The sequence below is a fragment of the Hydrotalea sp. GW822-HT8A01 genome (genome assembly GCF_058798575.1).
Window position 1 is genome coordinate 117,912 of record NZ_CM179506.1, and the last position, 17,441, is coordinate 135,352.

Annotated in this window: 16 protein-coding genes; 4 read left to right on the top strand and 12 right to left on the bottom strand. The window is 37.2% G+C overall.

The window, feature by feature from the left end:
* Positions 1-54: 54 nt before the first annotated feature.
* Positions 55-1,521: a glycine--tRNA ligase gene (locus tag AC3QLY_RS00515; protein ID WP_074419398.1), complete on the top strand. Its 1,467-nt coding sequence runs from the start codon at positions 55-57 to the stop codon at positions 1,519-1,521.
* A 75-nt stretch (positions 1,522-1,596) separates the two neighbouring features.
* Here AC3QLY_RS00515 and AC3QLY_RS00520 read toward each other — a convergent pair whose 3' ends face one another.
* From AC3QLY_RS00520 to AC3QLY_RS00530, 3 genes are all read right to left on the bottom strand, one after another.
* Positions 1,597-2,424: a segregation and condensation protein A gene (locus AC3QLY_RS00520; RefSeq protein ID WP_245634900.1), complete on the bottom strand. Its 828-nt coding sequence runs from the start codon at positions 2,422-2,424 to the stop codon at positions 1,597-1,599.
* Positions 2,425-2,550: 126 nt separating this feature from the next.
* Positions 2,551-2,967, bottom strand: a complete 417-nt coding sequence (gene mscL, locus AC3QLY_RS00525; protein ID WP_074419396.1) for a large conductance mechanosensitive channel protein MscL — start codon at positions 2,965-2,967, stop codon at positions 2,551-2,553.
* Between the two features lie 63 nt (positions 2,968-3,030).
* Positions 3,031-3,777 carry a PPK2 family polyphosphate kinase gene (locus tag AC3QLY_RS00530; protein ID WP_074419405.1) on the bottom strand — a complete coding sequence of 249 codons (747 nt, stop codon included), beginning with the start codon at positions 3,775-3,777 and terminating at the stop codon, positions 3,031-3,033.
* 65 nt (positions 3,778-3,842) lie between these two features.
* Between AC3QLY_RS00530 and AC3QLY_RS00535 the strand changes: the two genes are divergently transcribed.
* A complete protein-coding gene (locus AC3QLY_RS00535) occupies positions 3,843-4,712 on the top strand; it encodes a DMT family transporter (RefSeq protein ID WP_081298669.1) in 870 nt (289 codons plus the stop codon).
* A 57-nt stretch (positions 4,713-4,769) separates the two neighbouring features.
* Here AC3QLY_RS00535 and frr read toward each other — a convergent pair whose 3' ends face one another.
* The 4 genes from frr to AC3QLY_RS00555 all read right to left on the bottom strand — a co-directional run bounded on the left by frr (position 4,770) and on the right by AC3QLY_RS00555 (position 6,587).
* Entirely contained in the window at positions 4,770-5,333 is a 564-nt protein-coding gene (gene frr / locus AC3QLY_RS00540) for a ribosome recycling factor (RefSeq protein WP_074419395.1), read from the bottom strand.
* Positions 5,334-5,453: 120 nt separating this feature from the next.
* Positions 5,454-5,735 (bottom strand): hypothetical protein, encoded by a 282-nt coding sequence (locus AC3QLY_RS00545; RefSeq protein WP_143439130.1) that lies wholly within the window; start codon positions 5,733-5,735, stop codon positions 5,454-5,456.
* A 43-nt stretch (positions 5,736-5,778) separates the two neighbouring features.
* Positions 5,779-6,309 (bottom strand): MraY family glycosyltransferase, encoded by a 531-nt coding sequence (locus AC3QLY_RS00550; RefSeq protein ID WP_074419393.1) that lies wholly within the window; start codon positions 6,307-6,309, stop codon positions 5,779-5,781.
* Positions 6,303-6,587: an MraY family glycosyltransferase gene (locus AC3QLY_RS00555; RefSeq protein ID WP_143439129.1), complete on the bottom strand. Its 285-nt coding sequence runs from the start codon at positions 6,585-6,587 to the stop codon at positions 6,303-6,305. The genes AC3QLY_RS00550 and AC3QLY_RS00555 overlap by 7 nt, the downstream gene beginning before the upstream one ends.
* A 185-nt stretch (positions 6,588-6,772) precedes the next feature.
* Between AC3QLY_RS00555 and AC3QLY_RS00560 the strand changes: the two genes are divergently transcribed.
* Positions 6,773-7,615: a transketolase gene (locus AC3QLY_RS00560; RefSeq protein ID WP_074419403.1), complete on the top strand. Its 843-nt coding sequence runs from the start codon at positions 6,773-6,775 to the stop codon at positions 7,613-7,615.
* A gap of 77 nt (positions 7,616-7,692) precedes the next feature.
* On the opposite strand, the gene AC3QLY_RS00565 is transcribed toward AC3QLY_RS00560, so the two are convergent.
* Both AC3QLY_RS00565 and AC3QLY_RS00570 read right to left on the bottom strand, forming a co-directional pair.
* Positions 7,693-8,910: an FtsX-like permease family protein gene (locus AC3QLY_RS00565; protein WP_074419391.1), complete on the bottom strand. Its 1,218-nt coding sequence runs from the start codon at positions 8,908-8,910 to the stop codon at positions 7,693-7,695.
* Positions 8,911-8,948: 38 nt separating this feature from the next.
* On the bottom strand, positions 8,949-9,323 hold the full coding sequence (locus AC3QLY_RS00570) for a ribosome-binding factor A (RefSeq protein ID WP_081298668.1): 375 nt from the start codon (positions 9,321-9,323) through the stop codon (positions 8,949-8,951).
* A 64-nt stretch (positions 9,324-9,387) separates the two neighbouring features.
* On the opposite strand from AC3QLY_RS00570, the gene AC3QLY_RS00575 reads away from it, so the two are divergent.
* Positions 9,388-11,208 (top strand): ABC transporter ATP-binding protein, encoded by a 1,821-nt coding sequence (locus AC3QLY_RS00575; protein WP_074419390.1) that lies wholly within the window; start codon positions 9,388-9,390, stop codon positions 11,206-11,208.
* 68 nt (positions 11,209-11,276) lie between these two features.
* Here the strand turns inward: AC3QLY_RS00575 and AC3QLY_RS00580 are convergent, their stop codons facing one another.
* From AC3QLY_RS00580 to AC3QLY_RS00590, 3 genes are all read right to left on the bottom strand, one after another.
* Positions 11,277-12,185, bottom strand: coding sequence for a TraR/DksA family transcriptional regulator (locus AC3QLY_RS00580; RefSeq protein ID WP_179853201.1), 909 nt, complete (start codon positions 12,183-12,185; stop codon positions 11,277-11,279).
* Positions 12,186-12,190: 5 nt separating this feature from the next.
* Positions 12,191-15,583: an isoleucine--tRNA ligase gene (ileS, locus tag AC3QLY_RS00585; protein WP_074419813.1), complete on the bottom strand. Its 3,393-nt coding sequence runs from the start codon at positions 15,581-15,583 to the stop codon at positions 12,191-12,193.
* A 129-nt stretch (positions 15,584-15,712) separates the two neighbouring features.
* Positions 15,713-17,347, bottom strand: coding sequence for an amidohydrolase (locus AC3QLY_RS00590; protein ID WP_074419321.1), 1,635 nt, complete (start codon positions 17,345-17,347; stop codon positions 15,713-15,715).
* Positions 17,348-17,441: the final 94 nt, after the last annotated feature.

Below are 17,441 nucleotides of genomic sequence, written 5' to 3' on the forward strand. Positions count from 1 at the left end.
AAAAAAATTTCACTTCTATCACAGAACATTTGCATACAGTTATATTTGCACATTATGAGTACGCAACAAGACAATAGCTTTCAGACAATTATTGCCCATGCCAAAGAATATGGCTTTGTGTTTCCCAGCAGCGAAATTTATGATGGATTAAGTGCCGTTTACGATTATGGCCCTTATGGCAGTGAACTGAAAAAAAATATTAGAGACTACTGGTGGAAAAGCATGACACAACTACACGAAAATATTGTAGGTATTGATGCGGCCATATTTATGCATCCAACCACCTGGAAAGCAAGTGGGCACGTAGATAATTTCAACGATCCCATGATTGATAATAAAGACAGTAAGAAGCGTTACAGGGTAGACCATTTGATTGAAGCACATGCGGCCAAATTAGAAGAAAATGGGCAAGTAAAAGAAGCAAAGGCTTTATTGCAGGAAATGGATGCTTTATTATCGAAAGATGATTTTGCTGGTTTAAAAAATTTAATAGAATCCCATAAAATTGTTTGCGCCATTAGTGGCACTTGTAACTGGACCGATATCAGGCAGTTTAATTTAATGTTCGATACGAAATTAGGTTCTGTTACAGATGAGGCTGATACCATTTATTTACGACCGGAAACTGCACAGGGTATTTTTGTAAACTTTTTAAATGTACAAAAAACTGCCCGCATGAAAATACCTTTTGGAATTGCCCAAACCGGTAAAGCTTTCCGCAATGAAATTGTTGCCCGCCAGTTTATTTTCAGAATGAGGGAATTTGAACAAATGGAAATGCAATTCTTTGTTCGCCCTGGTACTGAAGGAGAATGGTATAAATACTGGAAACAGGCACGTTTACAATGGCACCTTAGCCTGGGTATACCTGCAGAAAAATACCGGTATCACGACCATGTTAAACTGGCGCATTATGCCAAAGAAGCCTGCGATATTGAATTTGAATTTCCGTTTGGATTTAAGGAAGTGGAAGGTATTCATTCTCGCAGCGACTTTGATTTAACGCAACACCAATTGTACAGCAAAAAAAAGATGCAGTATTTTGATGCTGATACAAATGTTGCTACCGGTAAGCCCTACGGCAATTATATACCGTATGTTATTGAAACATCTATTGGTTTAGACCGAATGTTTTTATTAATTATGGCACATGCTTACGAAGAAGAAACCATTACCAAAGAAGATGGTAGTACCGACAACAGAGTGGTAATGCATATTCCTGAAAAAATTGCACCCATTAAATTAGCTGTTTTACCCCTCACCAAAAAAGATGGTTTACCTGAAATTGCACGTGATTTAATGGATGAATGCAAAAATTATTTCAGGTGTTTTTATGAGGAAAAAGATGCGATTGGTAAACGCTACCGCAGGCAAGATGCCATTGGAACACCATTTTGTGTAACAATAGACCATCAAACTAAAGAAGATAATACTGTAACCATTCGATACCGCGACTCGATGCAACAGGAAAGAATTTTATTGAGTCAGGTAAAAGACATTGTAATGAATGCAATATTTTAACATACAACTGCACCCATTAAAAAAGCCCGTTTTACGCATTTGTAAAACAGGCTTTTTTATAAAATTTAGAATCGTTTATTCGTCAAAATCTTCGGGCAAAGGTGTTTCTTCAGTGGCACGTTCTACTTCATAGCCGGCCAATTTTAAATCATCTTCCCGATTCTCATTCCATTCTAAAATAAAATTATTACGTCCTTCGCCTACCATCATTTTCATAAACTTTTGCTGCACCAACTCAAGAATTGAGAGAAACAGAAATATAGCATGTATACGGTTTTCGCATATTTCAAAAATATTTTCAAATGAAGCTGTTTTTTCTTTGGCCATAAATTCTAACATATAATCACGGCTACCCTCAATGGTATAGTTATAACGCACAACTGTATGGGTAGGCCTATTTTGCTTTTCCTGTATACGCAGCATTACCTTTTCAAATGTTTTCATCAATTTAAAAAGTGTAATAGTTTGTATTTCGGTTCCCTCACCTGCTTCTTCTGTTATAATAGCCATTTCTTTTGGCAGATTACCGCGTTTTGCCATCAACAAACGATTGGCTTCCATTTCTGCCATTTGAGCTGCGGCTTCTTTAAAACGTTTGTATTCCAGAATTTTATCTACCAATTCCTGCCGTGGATCTATTTCGTTGCCCTGTGCATCTATTTCTTTGCGTGGTAATAATAATCTGGCTTTAATGCGCATTAATGTAGATACAAATAGTATAAATTCACTACTCAATTCTATATTCAATTTTTCCTGCGCATGAATAAAAACCAGAAAATCGTTGATGATTTTAGTAATAGGTATATTGTAAATATCTAATTCATCGCGTTCAATAAAAAACAACAACAGATCAAAGGGACCTTCAAAATGCTCAATTTTAATTTGGTAAGTTTCCTGATTCACAATTTTCAGCTTTTAGTACCCGCAAATAAAAGAAAAGGAATGGTATAAATACGCCGACAACCCTTTAAGTTATCCACCAAAAAAATCCCACAAACCTTCATTTGCCGGATTTTGAAGTAAAACTGGTTATTTTTTTAGCGCATCGCGTATTTCCATGAGTAATTGCTCGGTAGGGGTTGGTCCCGGCGGCGGAGCGGCAGCTTCATTTTTACGTTTTAACCTGTTCATGCCCTTGACCAGAAGGAAAATAACAAAAGCCAGAATTATAAAGTTAATTACTGCTGTTACAAAACTTCCCCAGGCAAAAACAGGCCCCAACTTTTTTGCTTCTACCAAAGTAAGCCCTTGTGTTACTTTTGAGGATAGCGGAAGATAAAGGTTAGTAAAATCAGCCTTGAACAAAATACCCACAACCGGCATAATTAAATCGTTTACAACAGAATCTACTATTTTGCCAAAAGCACCGCCAATAATTACACCCACGGCTAAATCCATTACATTGCCCTTCGTGGCAAATTCGCGAAATTCTTTTACAAAAGACATATTTCAGATGTTGGTTTGCTAATAAAAATATGTAAAATTCGTTGCACACACAAATTAGTTGGCTCATTTTTTTAAACCGGGGTATTGCATTTTTAAATCTTTTAAAAGTTGATGTAAAGTTGAAGCAATCATGTATTCTTTGTACCAGTGTGCATCAGAAGGAGTAATTATCCAGGGTATTTTATTACAATGATTCATACAATCTTCATACACTTCCATATATTCTACCCACAATTTAGATTCTTCAAAATCTTTTTCGTTATACTTCCATTGTTTTTTAGGGTCTTTTATTCTTTCGTCTAATCTTTTCAGTTGTTCCCCATGTGAAATATGTAAGTAAAATTTTAGAATATGGGTATTGTTGTGTTCCTCCAGTAAATGTTCAAAATCATTAATGGCATCCATCCTTTTATAAGCCAGTTTATTATTAATCATTTTATGGACACGGGTAACCAATACATCTTCATAATGACTGCGATTAAAAATATGTATCATCCCTTTTGCAGGGGTATGCTGATGAATACGCCACAAAAAATCGTGCGATAATTCTAATGCGGTGGGTTCTTTGAATGAAGTAACCTGTACACCCTGCGGATTTAGTTTACCGAATACGTGCCGAATGGCACCATCTTTTCCGGCAGCATCCATACCTTGTATTACCACTAAAACAGCATGTTTAGATTGAGCATATAACTGGTTCTGCAATTCATCTAATTCCTCAATTATTTTTTCAGTTTCGGCTATAATTTTCTTTTTCTGTGTTTTTTTGGGAGGAAGGGTATCCAAATGGGCTAAACGGATTTTTGCCATAATTGAAATTTTATTAAATATAACACTATTCATTTTTAAAAATTTAGGTTTGCAAAAATTTAGCAGTGAATAAACCCTTTTTAAGTTGGTTTTTATTTGTAATGCTCTCCATTATATGGGGCAGTTCCTTTATTTTAATGAAGGAAGGCATGCAGGCACTAACCCCTTACCAGGTGGCAACCATCAGAATTTTAAGTGCGGGTATTATATTAACGCCATTTGGGCTGAAAGCTTTTAAAAGTATTACTGTTGATAAACGATGGCCGGTATTGGTTTCTGGGCTTTTGGGCAGTTTTTTTCCGGCCTATTTGTTTTGTTTGGCCGAAACAAAATTAGACAGCAGTTTGGCAGGTATATTGAATGCACTTACCCCCTTATTTACCATTGCTACCGGTATTTTATTTTTTCAACAGAAAATTAAACCCATGCAATTGTTGGGTGTATTGCTCGGTTTTGGAGGTTTGTTGTTCCTGTTTTTTAACAAAGGGCACTTTAGTTTTACAAATGTGGGCTATGCACTGTTTATTTTATTGGCTACTTTTTTATATGGCTTAAATGTAAATTATGTACGAAAACACCTGCAGGGTATTGGCTCACTACATATAGCCAGCATGGCATTTGTGTTATTAATGATACCTTGTTTGGTAATTTTAAGTTTTACGGGCTATTTTACACAAACATTTATTACTGCGGTAATACATGCCACTTTATTTAGTGCTTTATTGGGTATTATGGGTACAGCAGTTGCCACTGTACTGTTTTATATTTTATTAAAACAATCGGGGGCACTGTTTGCATCAATGGTTACTTACGGTATACCCTTTGTGGCTGTAGGCTGGGGTGTTTTAACAGGAGAAGTTTTTGGAATGAATCAGTTGATTAGTATGCTGTTAATTTTAACCGGTGTGTCTATTACCAACCGCTATAAAAAATAATGGGCAAATACATTCATTTACAATGTTTTGCCCACAAACCATTCAAAACCCAACCCATTATACCGTCATTATTTCTTTTTCTTTAACAGCTAAATGTTTTTCAACCAGGCCCGTGTATTTATCTGTAATTTCCTGAATATCTTTTTCTGCATCTTTTACCACATCTTCACTTAAACCATCTTTTTGTAATTTCTTTACCTGTTCAATACCTTCTCTTCTAATATTGCGAATAGCTACTTTGGTTTGTTCCCCTTCAGCAGCAGCTTTTTTCACCATTTCTTTCCTGCGCTCTTCTGTTAAAGGTGGTAAAAATAAACGAATTTGGGTACCATCATTTTGCGGAGTTATTCCAATATTGGCCTGCATAATGGCTTTTTCAATGGCTGCCAGCATTTTCTTTTCCCAAGGCTGAATGCTAATGGTTCTGGCATCTAAAACACTTACATTGGCCACTTGCTGAATGGGGGTAGGATTACCGTAATAATCTACAGCAATACCTTCTAACATACCCGGATTGGCTTTACCCGCTCTGATTTTAGTCAATTCTACCTCTAAATGCAAAATGGCCTTTTTCATGCCTGATTCAATATCCTCAATAATTAGATTTAATGCTTCGGTCATAATAAAATGATGATTAAGTGGCGCAAATCTAATAAAGAATACAACATCTTGCAGCCCAGTATTTACAAATTCAACAGAATAAGGGAGTGAGACGCCAGCAAGATGCAATGAAAAACTAAATTATTTATCAGTTACCGTAGCAATAGGATTTGTTTTATTAGTAGTTAAAGCAATAAAATTTTGATGCCCATCGGCATCCATTAACTCTGCGTTTTTCTTTTGTTGCCGTATGTTGGTAAAATTCAAGAATAATATTGCAGAGAAAAACAATACAATTTGCGACAAAATAACTTTTGTTGTACCTAAGGGAAGTGCCAGATAACTGAGTACTATAAAGAGAATGGATACAGAAGATAAACAAAGGGTAATTTTTTTGTGAGAATATCCCCTGTCTAATAACATATGGTGTAAATGATTTCGATCAGCCGAAAAAGGTGACTTTTTATTAAAAATACGAATAACTGAATACACGAAGTGTATCTAATAAAGGCAATAACAAAATACCAAATCCCATAGCAGGTGCAGCGTAAACTGGTAAAATATGAGAGCCTTCAGCAGTTTTAATAAAATGAATGACCAAAATTGCATTGACCAAGCCTAATAGCATAGCACCCGTATCGCCCATAAAAATTTTGGCAGGTGAAAAATTGAAGCGAAGAAAAGCCAGCAATGCCCCTGACATAGAGATGCCCATCAACGCAAAAAACCAATCATTATTTAAATAGAAAAATACAGAAAACAAAGTGCAGGTAATGAATCCTATAGAGACAGCCAAGCCATCTACACCATCAATTAAATTGCAAGAATTCATTACAACAATAATTGTAAACATGATAAGTGGGTAACTAAATACAGGAGGAATGATACCAATATTCATAAAACCATGCATATCATCAATCAGCAACTGGTTTTTATACATTAAAATAATAGCAACAGCCAACTGACCTAAAAACTTTTTTAAAGGTGTTATTACCAAATATCATCTTTAACACCAAAAAAGAAAACCACCACAAAAGCTGCTATATAAAATGGAAAGCCATGCACCCGGGGAGCCAAATCGCTCAACAACAAAAATGCAATAAGAAACCCTGCAAAAATACCAACACCGCCCAATGAGGAAACAGGCGTATGATGTATCTTCCAATCGTCAGGTACATCATACAACTTTTTCATCTTTGCAATTTGAATAATTGCCGGAATTGCAAGTAGTGTTATAATAAAAGAGAGTAGGCCCCCAATAATAATTTTCTCCATTGCAGGATTTTTTACAGCTTTAGTTATTGGTTAGAGGGGTAGAATTACAAAGGCAAGATAGATGTTTTTTAAATTTTTAACAATTGTACATAAAATTGTAAAAAAATCATATCGGGCTAACATTATGCATCCCGATGCGGATGGTATTCAATTATCAATTATCTTGCCAAACCAAATTAGTATTTATGGCAGACATAGCAACATTAGAAAAAACAGCATCGCAAGTTAGAAGAGATATTTTACGGATGGTACATGATGTGCAGAGCGGACATCCGGGCGGTTCATTGGGTTGTGCCGATTATATGACTGCACTTTATTTTGATATAATGGATACCAAACTTCCCTTTCATATGGATGGCATTGGAGAAGATATTTTCTTCTTATCCAATGGACATATATCACCCTTATTTTATAGTGTTTTAGCCAGAAAAGGCTATTTTGATGTAAAAGAACTCGGCACATTCAGAAGATTAAATTCCAGATTACAAGGTCACCCTACCACTCATGAACATTTACCAGGTGTACGCGTAGCCAGCGGTTCTTTAGGACAGGGTATGAGTGTAGCAATTGGAGCAGCACTTTCAAAAAAATTAAATGGTGATAAACACCTTGTTTTTTCTTTACACGGTGATGGAGAGTTGGAAGAAGGTCAAAACTGGGAAGCCATTATGTTTGCAGCACACCATAAAGTAGATAATTTAATTGCTACTATCGATTATAATGGCCAGCAAATTGACGGTCCAACCAGTGTTGTAATGAATTTAGAAAGCCTGAAAGCCAAATTTGATGCGTTTAACTGGCATGTTTTAGAAATGAATGGCAATGATATGGAGGAGGTAGTTACCGGTTTAAATAAAGCAAAAAAGTTAACCGGTCAGGGCAAACCCATTTGCATTTTAATGAAAACAGTAATGGGGAAAGGTGTAAATTTTATGGAAGGACACCATGAATGGCATGGTATTGCACCCAGCGATGCTCAATTAGCTGATGCTTTAAACCAATTACCTGAAACTTTAGGTGATTATTAAAATAAGATAGAAAGATGAAAGCCGGCAGTTTCATAGAATGGCCGGCTTTTTTTATACAATTTTATTGCACATTAATTTCAACTTTTAAGCGATAATTTTTCTTTGCCTGCTTTGTATGCCGGAAACCAGGCAGCTAATAATGCAATAGCCAGTACCGTTATCATTACCAATACAAAATCGCCGGGCACTAATTTTACAGGATAATAATCAATAATAAACGTTCCACCGCCTAACCCAATTAAATGAAATTTAATTTGGATGAAACATATCAGGAGCGCCAACACCATTCCTACCCCACCACCTGTAATGGCCAATAAAAAACCCTCAGTTAAAAATATTTTTTGAATCAGCCCGTCTGATGCGCCCAATGCTTTTAAAACAGCAATATCTTTCTGCTTCTCCAATACCAGCATGGTTAATGCGCCAATCATATTAAATGCAGCAATAATTAATATAATTGACAATATTCCATATATCACCCATTTTTCCACCTCCATAACAGTATACAAACTTTCGTTTTGCTGATATCTGGTTTGCACCTTAAATGCATTGCCCAACAAGTTTTCAATTTGCAACTGTACATTGTTCGTATTGGCATCTTTTGTTAATTTAATTTCAATAGCACTGTATTCATTGGGCTGCATATCAAGCATATATTTCACAAAAGCAAGATTGGTAAAAACATATTTGTTATCGAAATCTTCCTGAATCATGAAAGTACCGGCGGGTAAAATATTATAGGCGTAAAGCCCTTCTGATGATAACATATTATCCGATTGTGTATTGGGCATATACAATGTTAGCGGATACAAACTTCGCTCTACATCTAATCCCAAAGCATTTTCTATACCAGCTCCTACAATTAATTGTGGTTTTTGAGCATTGCCCAATACAAAAGACCCACGAACCATATGCAATTGAATGTTGTTAATACGTGTATAGTTACTATCTACCCCTTTTACAAGAACAATTGTTTGGTTATCGCCGTTTACTAGCAGGGCTTTTTCTTCGGCAGTTAAACTATAAGATCCGATTCCGGAAATATTTTTAAGTTGACCCAACTGCGTAGGAAGTAATAAAAAAGTTTTTCCTTTTTGTGGTGTTACGCGTATATCGGCATAAAAATCGGCATACAGGCCTTTCACCAAATCTTCAAAACCATTGAACACACTTAAAACAATAATCAAAGCAGCTGTTCCAACCATAATGGCAGTAATACTAATCCATGCAATCAGGGTAATAGCATTGGTTGATTTTTTAGAGGTAAAATATCGCCTGGCAAATAAAAAATTCAATGTTACAATTTTCAGTGGTGAGCTATCAATAATATTTTTTATGATGCAGCATCATCATTTTTTGAAGTATTGATTTGTTTAAACAATGCTTCCATTTTAAAAACATGATCAAGGGTATCATCTAAATAAAATTGCAATACCGGAATACGCCTTAACTGGTGTTTTACCTGTTCGGCTAAATGCTTTTTTATTTCCCAAGCACGATCATCAATCCGTTTCATGGTAACAGCGGGTTGTTCTATTTTAAAAAGGCTGATATAAATTCTGGCCTCCAATAAATCGGGTGTTACCTTTACATTAGAAATTGATACCATTCCACCATCTATCATATTTAAACCGAGCCGCATAAAAATTTCATTCAAGGCCTCTTGCAACACAGCAGCTACTTGTTTTTGACGTTTTCCTTCCAACATAATCTTTAAGGTTTATTTGGTGGTAAATTTAGTTACTTTGCGGCTTTCTTATTATATTTTATCTATGAAGCGTTTTTCAAGAATTTTGTTTTACCTAAGCAGTCAAAAAAAGAACATTGTTTTATACGTAATATTTAACCTGTTATCCATTGTTTTTTCGCTGGTTTCACTGGCTATGCTGGCCCCTTTTTTACAATTATTATTCGGGAAGGAAAAATTGATGGAAGTAAAACCCGATTTTTCATACAGTGCCAATGGCATGTTAAATTATCTGAAATATATTTTAAGCCAGTTAATTAGAACACACAGTGAAATGTATGCACTGGCTTTTATTTGCATTATCATTATCCTCTCAATTTTTCTGAAAAACACTTTTATTTATTTGTCATACCGGGTATTAACACCCATGCGCAACTATGTAATGACAAAATTACGGAGCGATTTATTTGCAAAAATTCTGGCATTGCCAGTTGGATATTTTACAGAACAACGCAAAGGCGATATTATTAGCCGTATGAGTAATGATGCCAATGAAATTGAATGGAGCATTATTGGTACGTTGGAGGGATTGGTAAAAGATCCTTTAAACATCATTATTATTTTATTTACGCTGGTTTTTCTCAGTCCGGCACTGTCGCTTTTTTTATTGGTTTTGTTACCCTTAACCGGTTTTATTATAGGCAGGGTAAGCCGTTCATTAAAAAAACAATCTACCCATGCCCAGGAGTTTCAGGGTACCCTAATGTCTATTTTAGATGAAACCCTGGGTGGGCTTAGAATCATCAAGGCCTTTAATGCTGAAAAATTGATTGGCAGTAAATTTTATTATACCAATAATAAACTGAATGAGATACGGAATAAAATGAATTTCAGAAGAGATCTGGCATCTCCACTTTCCGAATTTTTAGGTGTAATTGTAATGTGCTGTATTTTGTGGTTTGGCGGAAGGTTGGTACTTGGCGGCAAAAACTTTTTACAGCCTGATGCTTTTATTACTTACATTTTATTTTTCACGCAAATTATTAATCCAGCCAAATCTCTGTCTACAGCTTTTTACAACGCACAGCGCGGCAGTTCGGCTATTCAGAGAATAGAAGAAATTTTAAAAGCACCCATTTCAATTACTGAAATAGAAAATCCAATTCAGTTTACAGAATTCAAACATCAAATTGAATTTAAAAATGTAAGCTTCAGTTATGATGAATTTTCAACACTTAAAAACATCCATCTCACCATACGCAAAGGAAGTACCGTTGCTATTGTAGGCAGCAGTGGTGCAGGGAAAAGTACCTTCGCAGATTTAATTCCACGCTTTCAGGATGTAAGTGAAGGCGAATTACTAATTGATGGTATTAATATTAAAGATTACAACTTGTATAGCTTACGCAAACACATGGGTATTGTTACACAGGAACCCATTTTGTTTAACGATACCATTGCAAACAACATTGCCCTTGGCACCGAAAATGCCACAATGGAGCAAATTATAGAAGCAGCTAAAATTGCCAATGCCCATCAGTTTATATTGCAAAAAGAAGAAGGATATAAAACCAATATTGGCGACCGGGGCAATAAACTAAGTGGTGGCGAAAAACAGCGAATTACCATTGCCAGAGCTATTTTACGCAACCCACCGATTCTTATTTTAGACGAAGCCACTTCATCTCTTGATACTGAAAGTGAGCGCCTGGTGCAGGATGCCATTAATAATATGATGCTTAACAGAACCAGCATTGTAATTGCACACCGCTTATCTACCATTAAACATGCCGATGAAATTATTGTATTAGATAAAGGTGAAATTATTGAAAGGGGCACCCACCAACAGTTAATTGAATTAGAAGGTATTTATAAAAAATTGGTAACCATGCAGGAAGTGCATTAATCAATGGAATCAATTCCATAAAAAAGCCACTTAAAACGAGCTTAAACCATTTTTATTTTTGTAAAAGTTTATTCATTGCTTGTTTCGGGACCTTTCACCAAACCTAATTTGGCTTCAAGGCTTAAGGTAGCATGTGGAACAGCACGCAGTCTGGCTTTATCAATTAATTTTCCGGTAACACGGCAAATACCATAGGTTTTATTTTCAATTCGCATAAGCGCTTTTTCCAAATGGTCAATATAGGTAATTTGCCTGCTGGCCATTTGGCTTAATTGTTCCCTTTCCATACTCATACCACCATCTTCCATGGTCATATAACGGCCTTCGCTTTCATCGCCACCCAATTCATCTTTACGGGTTATTAAACCTTGCAAATAGGCTAATTCACGTTTGGCGCTATCTAATTTTTTATTAATCAGCTCTCTAAACTCATTTAATTCTGCATCAGAATAGCGCACTATTGATTCAGTTGGTTTACCCATGTCAACTCTTTTTTCAAGTGGTGTATAACCCGGGCTATAAGGAACACTGGTTTTGGTACTGGTTTTAGGAACTTTCACTTCTTTCAATGGCTCAGGTTGCTTTTTCTTTGGCATAGTGGGAACAGTAGCAGCTTTTTCTGCTTTACTGGGTTTGATGGGTTCAGAATGAATATTTTCGTGCTTGGTTTTATGTATAGCTTCCACTGATTTTGTTGCAGGCATCGTTTTTTTACCTGCAGTAACTGTTTTTTTTGCAGGTTGTACCACAGCAGCAGATTTTTTTACGGTAACAACCGTTTCTTTTTTGGCAGGTGCTGCTTTTTTTGCAGATATAGCTTTTTTAGCCGGTGTTCCTGCTTTTTTTACGGGAGCCGCTTTTTTGGCCGGTGCTGCTGCTTTTTTGGTTGCAGCAACTTTTTTGGCTGGTGCTGCCTTTTTAGCTGCCTTAGCGGCAGGCTTTGTTGTTTTTTTAGGCGCAGTTTTTTTGGTAGCCATACATTTTATCCTTTTTTTGTTACTGCCAGTTTTAACAAAACACCATTCACTTCAATTGCTGTACCCTGCTGCAAATCTGGTACCCAGTGAATAGCGTCTGCCAAAATTTCGCGGCAAATATAATCGTTAAATTGAATTATGGAAGGCTTTAATACGGCATTTTCCATAATGTGTACGAATATACGGTCTGTTAGCTCAAATCCGCTCTCTTTTCTGATATTTTGGATACGATTCACTAATTCTCTGGCATTTCCTTCATTTTGCAGTTCAGGAGTCACTGTAATATCCAGAGCAACGGTTAAAGATGCTTTGGAAGCAACACACCAGCCGGGTATATCTTCTGCCAAAATTTCTACCTCTTCCAGCAAAACAGGTATTTGTTCCCCTTCCAACTCCAACATTAAACTGCCTTCACGTTCCAGAATGCCGATTTGGTGCTGATTTAATTGCCCAATTAATGCTGCTGCCATTTTCATTTTACTGCCCATTTTGGCCCCCATCAGTTTAAAATTGGGTTTTACTTTTTTCTGAATAACACCTTCCGCATCCGTTAAAAATTCAATTTCTTTTACATTTACTTCGGCCTTAATTAAATCGGCTATTTTTTCTAACTGCTGCTGCATATCGGCATTTAAAACCGGTATCATTACTTTTTGCAGCGGCTGCCGAACTTTTATGTTTACTTTTTTACGAAGCGATAGAACCAGGGAACACACATCCTGCGCCAGTTGCATTCTTTCTTCTAAATCAGCATCTATCATGGCTGCATTGGCTTTAGGATAGTTTGTATGATGAACAGATGCAGCCTGATAACGCCGGCTAACTTCATTCAAATTACAAAAAATGGCCTCACTAAAAAAGGGTGAAACAGGTGCCATTAACTGCACTATTGTTTCTAAACATTCATAAAGGGTTTGGTATGCGCTGATTTTATCAGTTTCATATTCTCCTTTCCAGAACCTTCTTCTACATAAGCGTACATACCAGTTACTGAGCTGTTCATTAACAAAATCTTCTATAGCACGACCGGCAATAGTGGGCTCATAATCATTCAATGCATCGGTTACTTTTTGAATGAGGGAATGGAGCGAAGAGAGAATCCAACGGTCTATTTCAGGCCTTTGCTGAATGGGGATGTAAGATTCCTTAAATGCAAAACCATCTACATTGGCATACAACACAAAAAATTGATAAGTATTGTATAAGGTGCCAAAAAATTTACGCTGTACTTCTTTAATACCTTCTAAATCAAATTTTAAATTATCCCAAGGTGAGGCATTGGTAATTAAATACCAGCGGGTGGCATCGGCACCAAATTGTTCAATTGTATCGAACGGATTTACCACATTACCAAGGCGCTTGCTCATTTTATTACCGTTCTTATCTAATACCAACCCATTGGATACTACATTTTTGTAGGCTACACTGTCAAACAACATCACTGCCAGCGCATGGAGCGTATAAAACCATCCACGGGTTTGGTCAACGCCTTCAGCAATAAAATCGGCGGGGAAAGCGGCGCTTTTATCAATCAAATCTTTATTTTCAAACGGATAATGCCATTGTGCATAAGGCATGGCGCCACTATCGAACCATACATCTACCAAATCGGGTATCCGTTTCATGGGTTTACCGGAAGGGCTAACCAAAACAATTGCATCTACATAGGGTTTGTGCAGGTCTAAAATACCTTCATGCAGGTAATGCTTATTTACCTCTACCCCTAACACCTCATTGGCTTTTTTAATGGCTGCGTTTAGTTCATCAATTGAACCAATGCAAATTTCTTCTGCACCATCTTCTGTTCGCCAAATGGGTAAGGGTGTGCCCCAATACCTGCTTCTGCTCAAATTCCAATCTACCATATTTTCTAACCAGTTGCCAAAGCGGCCTTCGCCGGTACTTTTGGGTTTCCAGTTGATGGTTTTATTGAGTGCCACCATTCTGTCTTTAACCGCTGTGGTTTTAATAAACCAGGCATCTAACGGATAATACAAAATGGGTTTATCGGTGCGCCAGCAATGGGGATAGCTGTGCTCGTATTTTTCTACCTTAAATGCCCTGTTTTCTTTTTTAAGTTTTACACAGATATCTACATTTACATCCTGATACTGCGGATCGTCGGTATAATTTTTTACATAACGGTTACTGAATTCGCCCAAGCCATCTACAAACTTACCCTGTTTATCTACCAGCGTTAAAATACCGATGCCGTATTTCTTTCCTACTTTAAAATCATCTGCTCCAAATGCAGGCGCAATGTGTACAATACCGGTACCATCTTCTGTAGTAACAAAATCGCCCAGCATTACCCTAAATGGCTCACCATCGGCTAATACAGGCTGATTGGCTTCGTAAGGCATTAATTGCTCGTAACGGCAATTTTCTAATTCGCTGCCTTTAAAAATGGCCAATTGCTGCCAGGGGATGATTTTTGATTCGGAAGAATAGCCGTTAAAATCAGCATTTTCGGCTTCCTGCTTAAAATATTTTGGAATAAGATCTTTAGCCAATACCACATTTACCGGCAAATGCGTGTACGGGTTAAAGGTTTTAATGAGTACATAATCTACAGCTGCCCCTACTGCTAATCCCAAATTTGAGGGCAATGTCCAGGGGGTAGTAGTCCAGGCTAAAAGAAAAACGTCTGAACTTTTTACTTTATTAGTTTTCCAGGAATTAGAGGCAGTTTCAATGAGGTAGTTGCTAAATGTTTCTCTCCATTTTCCCTCAATTATTGAAACAGGCAGTAAGCGGAACATCGCCACACAACTTGTATCTTTTACGTCCTTATAAGTGCCGGGCTGGTTTAATTCGTGACTGCTTAAACCGGTTCCCGCCGCAGGAGAGTATGGTTGAATGCTTACACTTTCATATAGTAAACCTTTATTATACAGTTCACTTAAAATCCACCATAAGGTTTCAATATATTTATTATCGAATGTAATGTAAGGGTCATTCAAATCTACCCAATAGCCCATTTTAGTGGTAATCTCATCCCATTTATCCTTGTAGCGCAAAACTGCTTCCCTACATTTTTGATTGTAAGCTTCAACTGAAATCTTTTTACCAATATCTTCTTTGGTTATGCCCAGTTCTTTTTCTACCCCTAATTCAACCGGAAGGCCATGGGTATCCCAGCCTCCTTTTCTTTTTACCTGAAAACCCTGCATGGTTTTGTAGCGGCAAACCAAATCTTTCAATGTTCTGGAAATAACATGGTGTATACCCGGCATACCGTTGGCACTGGGCGGCCCTTCATAAAACACAAAGGGCAGTGCGCCTTCACGTAAAGAAATACTTTTTTCAAAAGCTTGCTCCTGCTGCCAGCGTTGCAATATTTCTTTTTCAATAGAAGGTAAATGTAAGGCCTGAAATTCGCGGTATGTATTGCTCATAAATACTGTACTATCAATGCGGTTTTAAAAGTTGCGAAGGTAAGGAATCTGTTAATGCAATAAGAAGATACAGCAGTCATTCACCACAAAGCATGAAACCACTTCATGAAAAAAACCCGTCTTTTATTTTTATTTTTGGTATACTTTTTTGCCTGAAATATAAGTAGCCAGCACGTTTGTTTGCAGCACCCGATTCCAGGGAATTTGCATTAAATCGGCATCAAGCACAACAAAATCGGCCTTTTTACCAGGCTCAAGGCTGCCGGTTTCTTTGTCTAAAAAATCGGCCCGGGCAGCCCAAATGGTCATACCCCGAATGGCTTCTTCGCGGCTTAGGGCATTTTCGGGCAAAAACCCTCCGGGTGGAAAACCGATACTATCTACTCTAAATACTGCAGCCAAAAAAGTTTTAAAGGGCGAAATGTCTTCTACCGGAAAATCGGTACCCAATGGCAGCCAGCCGTTTTGTGCTAAAAGATTTTTATAAGCATAGGCATTGTTAAGCCGGGTTTTACCCAATCGGCTTTCATCCCAATACATATCACTGGTGGCATGGGTAGGCTGTACAGAAGGAATAATGGAAGCTGCACCAAATAAAGCAATATCTTCCGGAGCAACAATTTGTGCATGTTCTATGCGCCAACGCCTGTCGTTTTTGCCTTTTAAATATTTGTTGTATACCTGTAAAATTACACGGTTACCGGAATCGCCAATGGCATGGGTACACATTTGAAAATTTGTTTTCGATAAAATATTGGCCATTGAATCGAAGTGTGAAGCATTACTCAATAAAAAACCATACCAGCCGGGTTTATCGGCATAGGATTGCAGCAAACAGGCACCGCGGCTACCCAAAGCGCCATCGGCATAAAATTTAAAACCGTTAACAAACAATTTATCGGTTTTATAGGGGCCTTTAGGCAAAAAATAGTCGTAATTTTCCTTGGCATCACTCAGCATAATATACAGTTGCATATTTAAAGCACCGGATTTTTGCAGGCTGTCAATTTGCAATACATCTTTGTAACTCAGACCGCAATCTGTAATAGTTGTTAAACCCATGGCAAAGCAATTTTGCTGAGCAGCCATCAATCTTTCCGCATAAGCATTGGCAGATAAAAGTGGCATTACTGCCAATACCGGCTTTTGTGCATTATCAATTAAAACACCGGTAAGTCTGCCTTCAAAAGTTTCAAAACTACCGCCTACAATTTTTTGGCCCGCTTTAATTCCTGCCATATCCATTGCTTTGGCATTAGCTATGGCTGCATGGCCATCTATCCTAGTTAAAAAAACGGGAGTAAATGGAAAAAGCTGGTTTAATTTTGCAACTGAGTTAGGGAAAGCTTTACCCGGCCATTTATTTTGATCCCAACCTCTGCCCAATAACCAGGGTTGGTTAGGATGTTGGGCAGCAAAAACTTTTAAGCGTTCCAGCACTTCATCAAAACTTTTGGTATTACGCAAATCGGCGGTAAATAGTTCCTGAGCATAGCCTACAAAATGAGCATGCGCATCAATAAAACCGGGAAATATGGTTTTTCCATTTTCATTTAGCATTTCTTTAGCAGAAAAATGTTGCAGAATACTGTCTGTTTTACCAATGGCTACTATCTTCCCCTGTTGAATGGCCATGGCGCTTGCCGTATCAAACTGCGCATTAACGGTATAAATATGTGCATTGTAAACAATGGTATCTACCTGTTTTTTTTGAACACAAGCGCTAAAAAGAAGGATACATCCCCCCAAATAAATTTTTCTCATAAAGCAATGATAAAAATGAAACATGAAGATAGTTAAATACTGAATGTAGGATAACTTACATACCAAAATGCCGGAATTTTTGACACGGTATGAC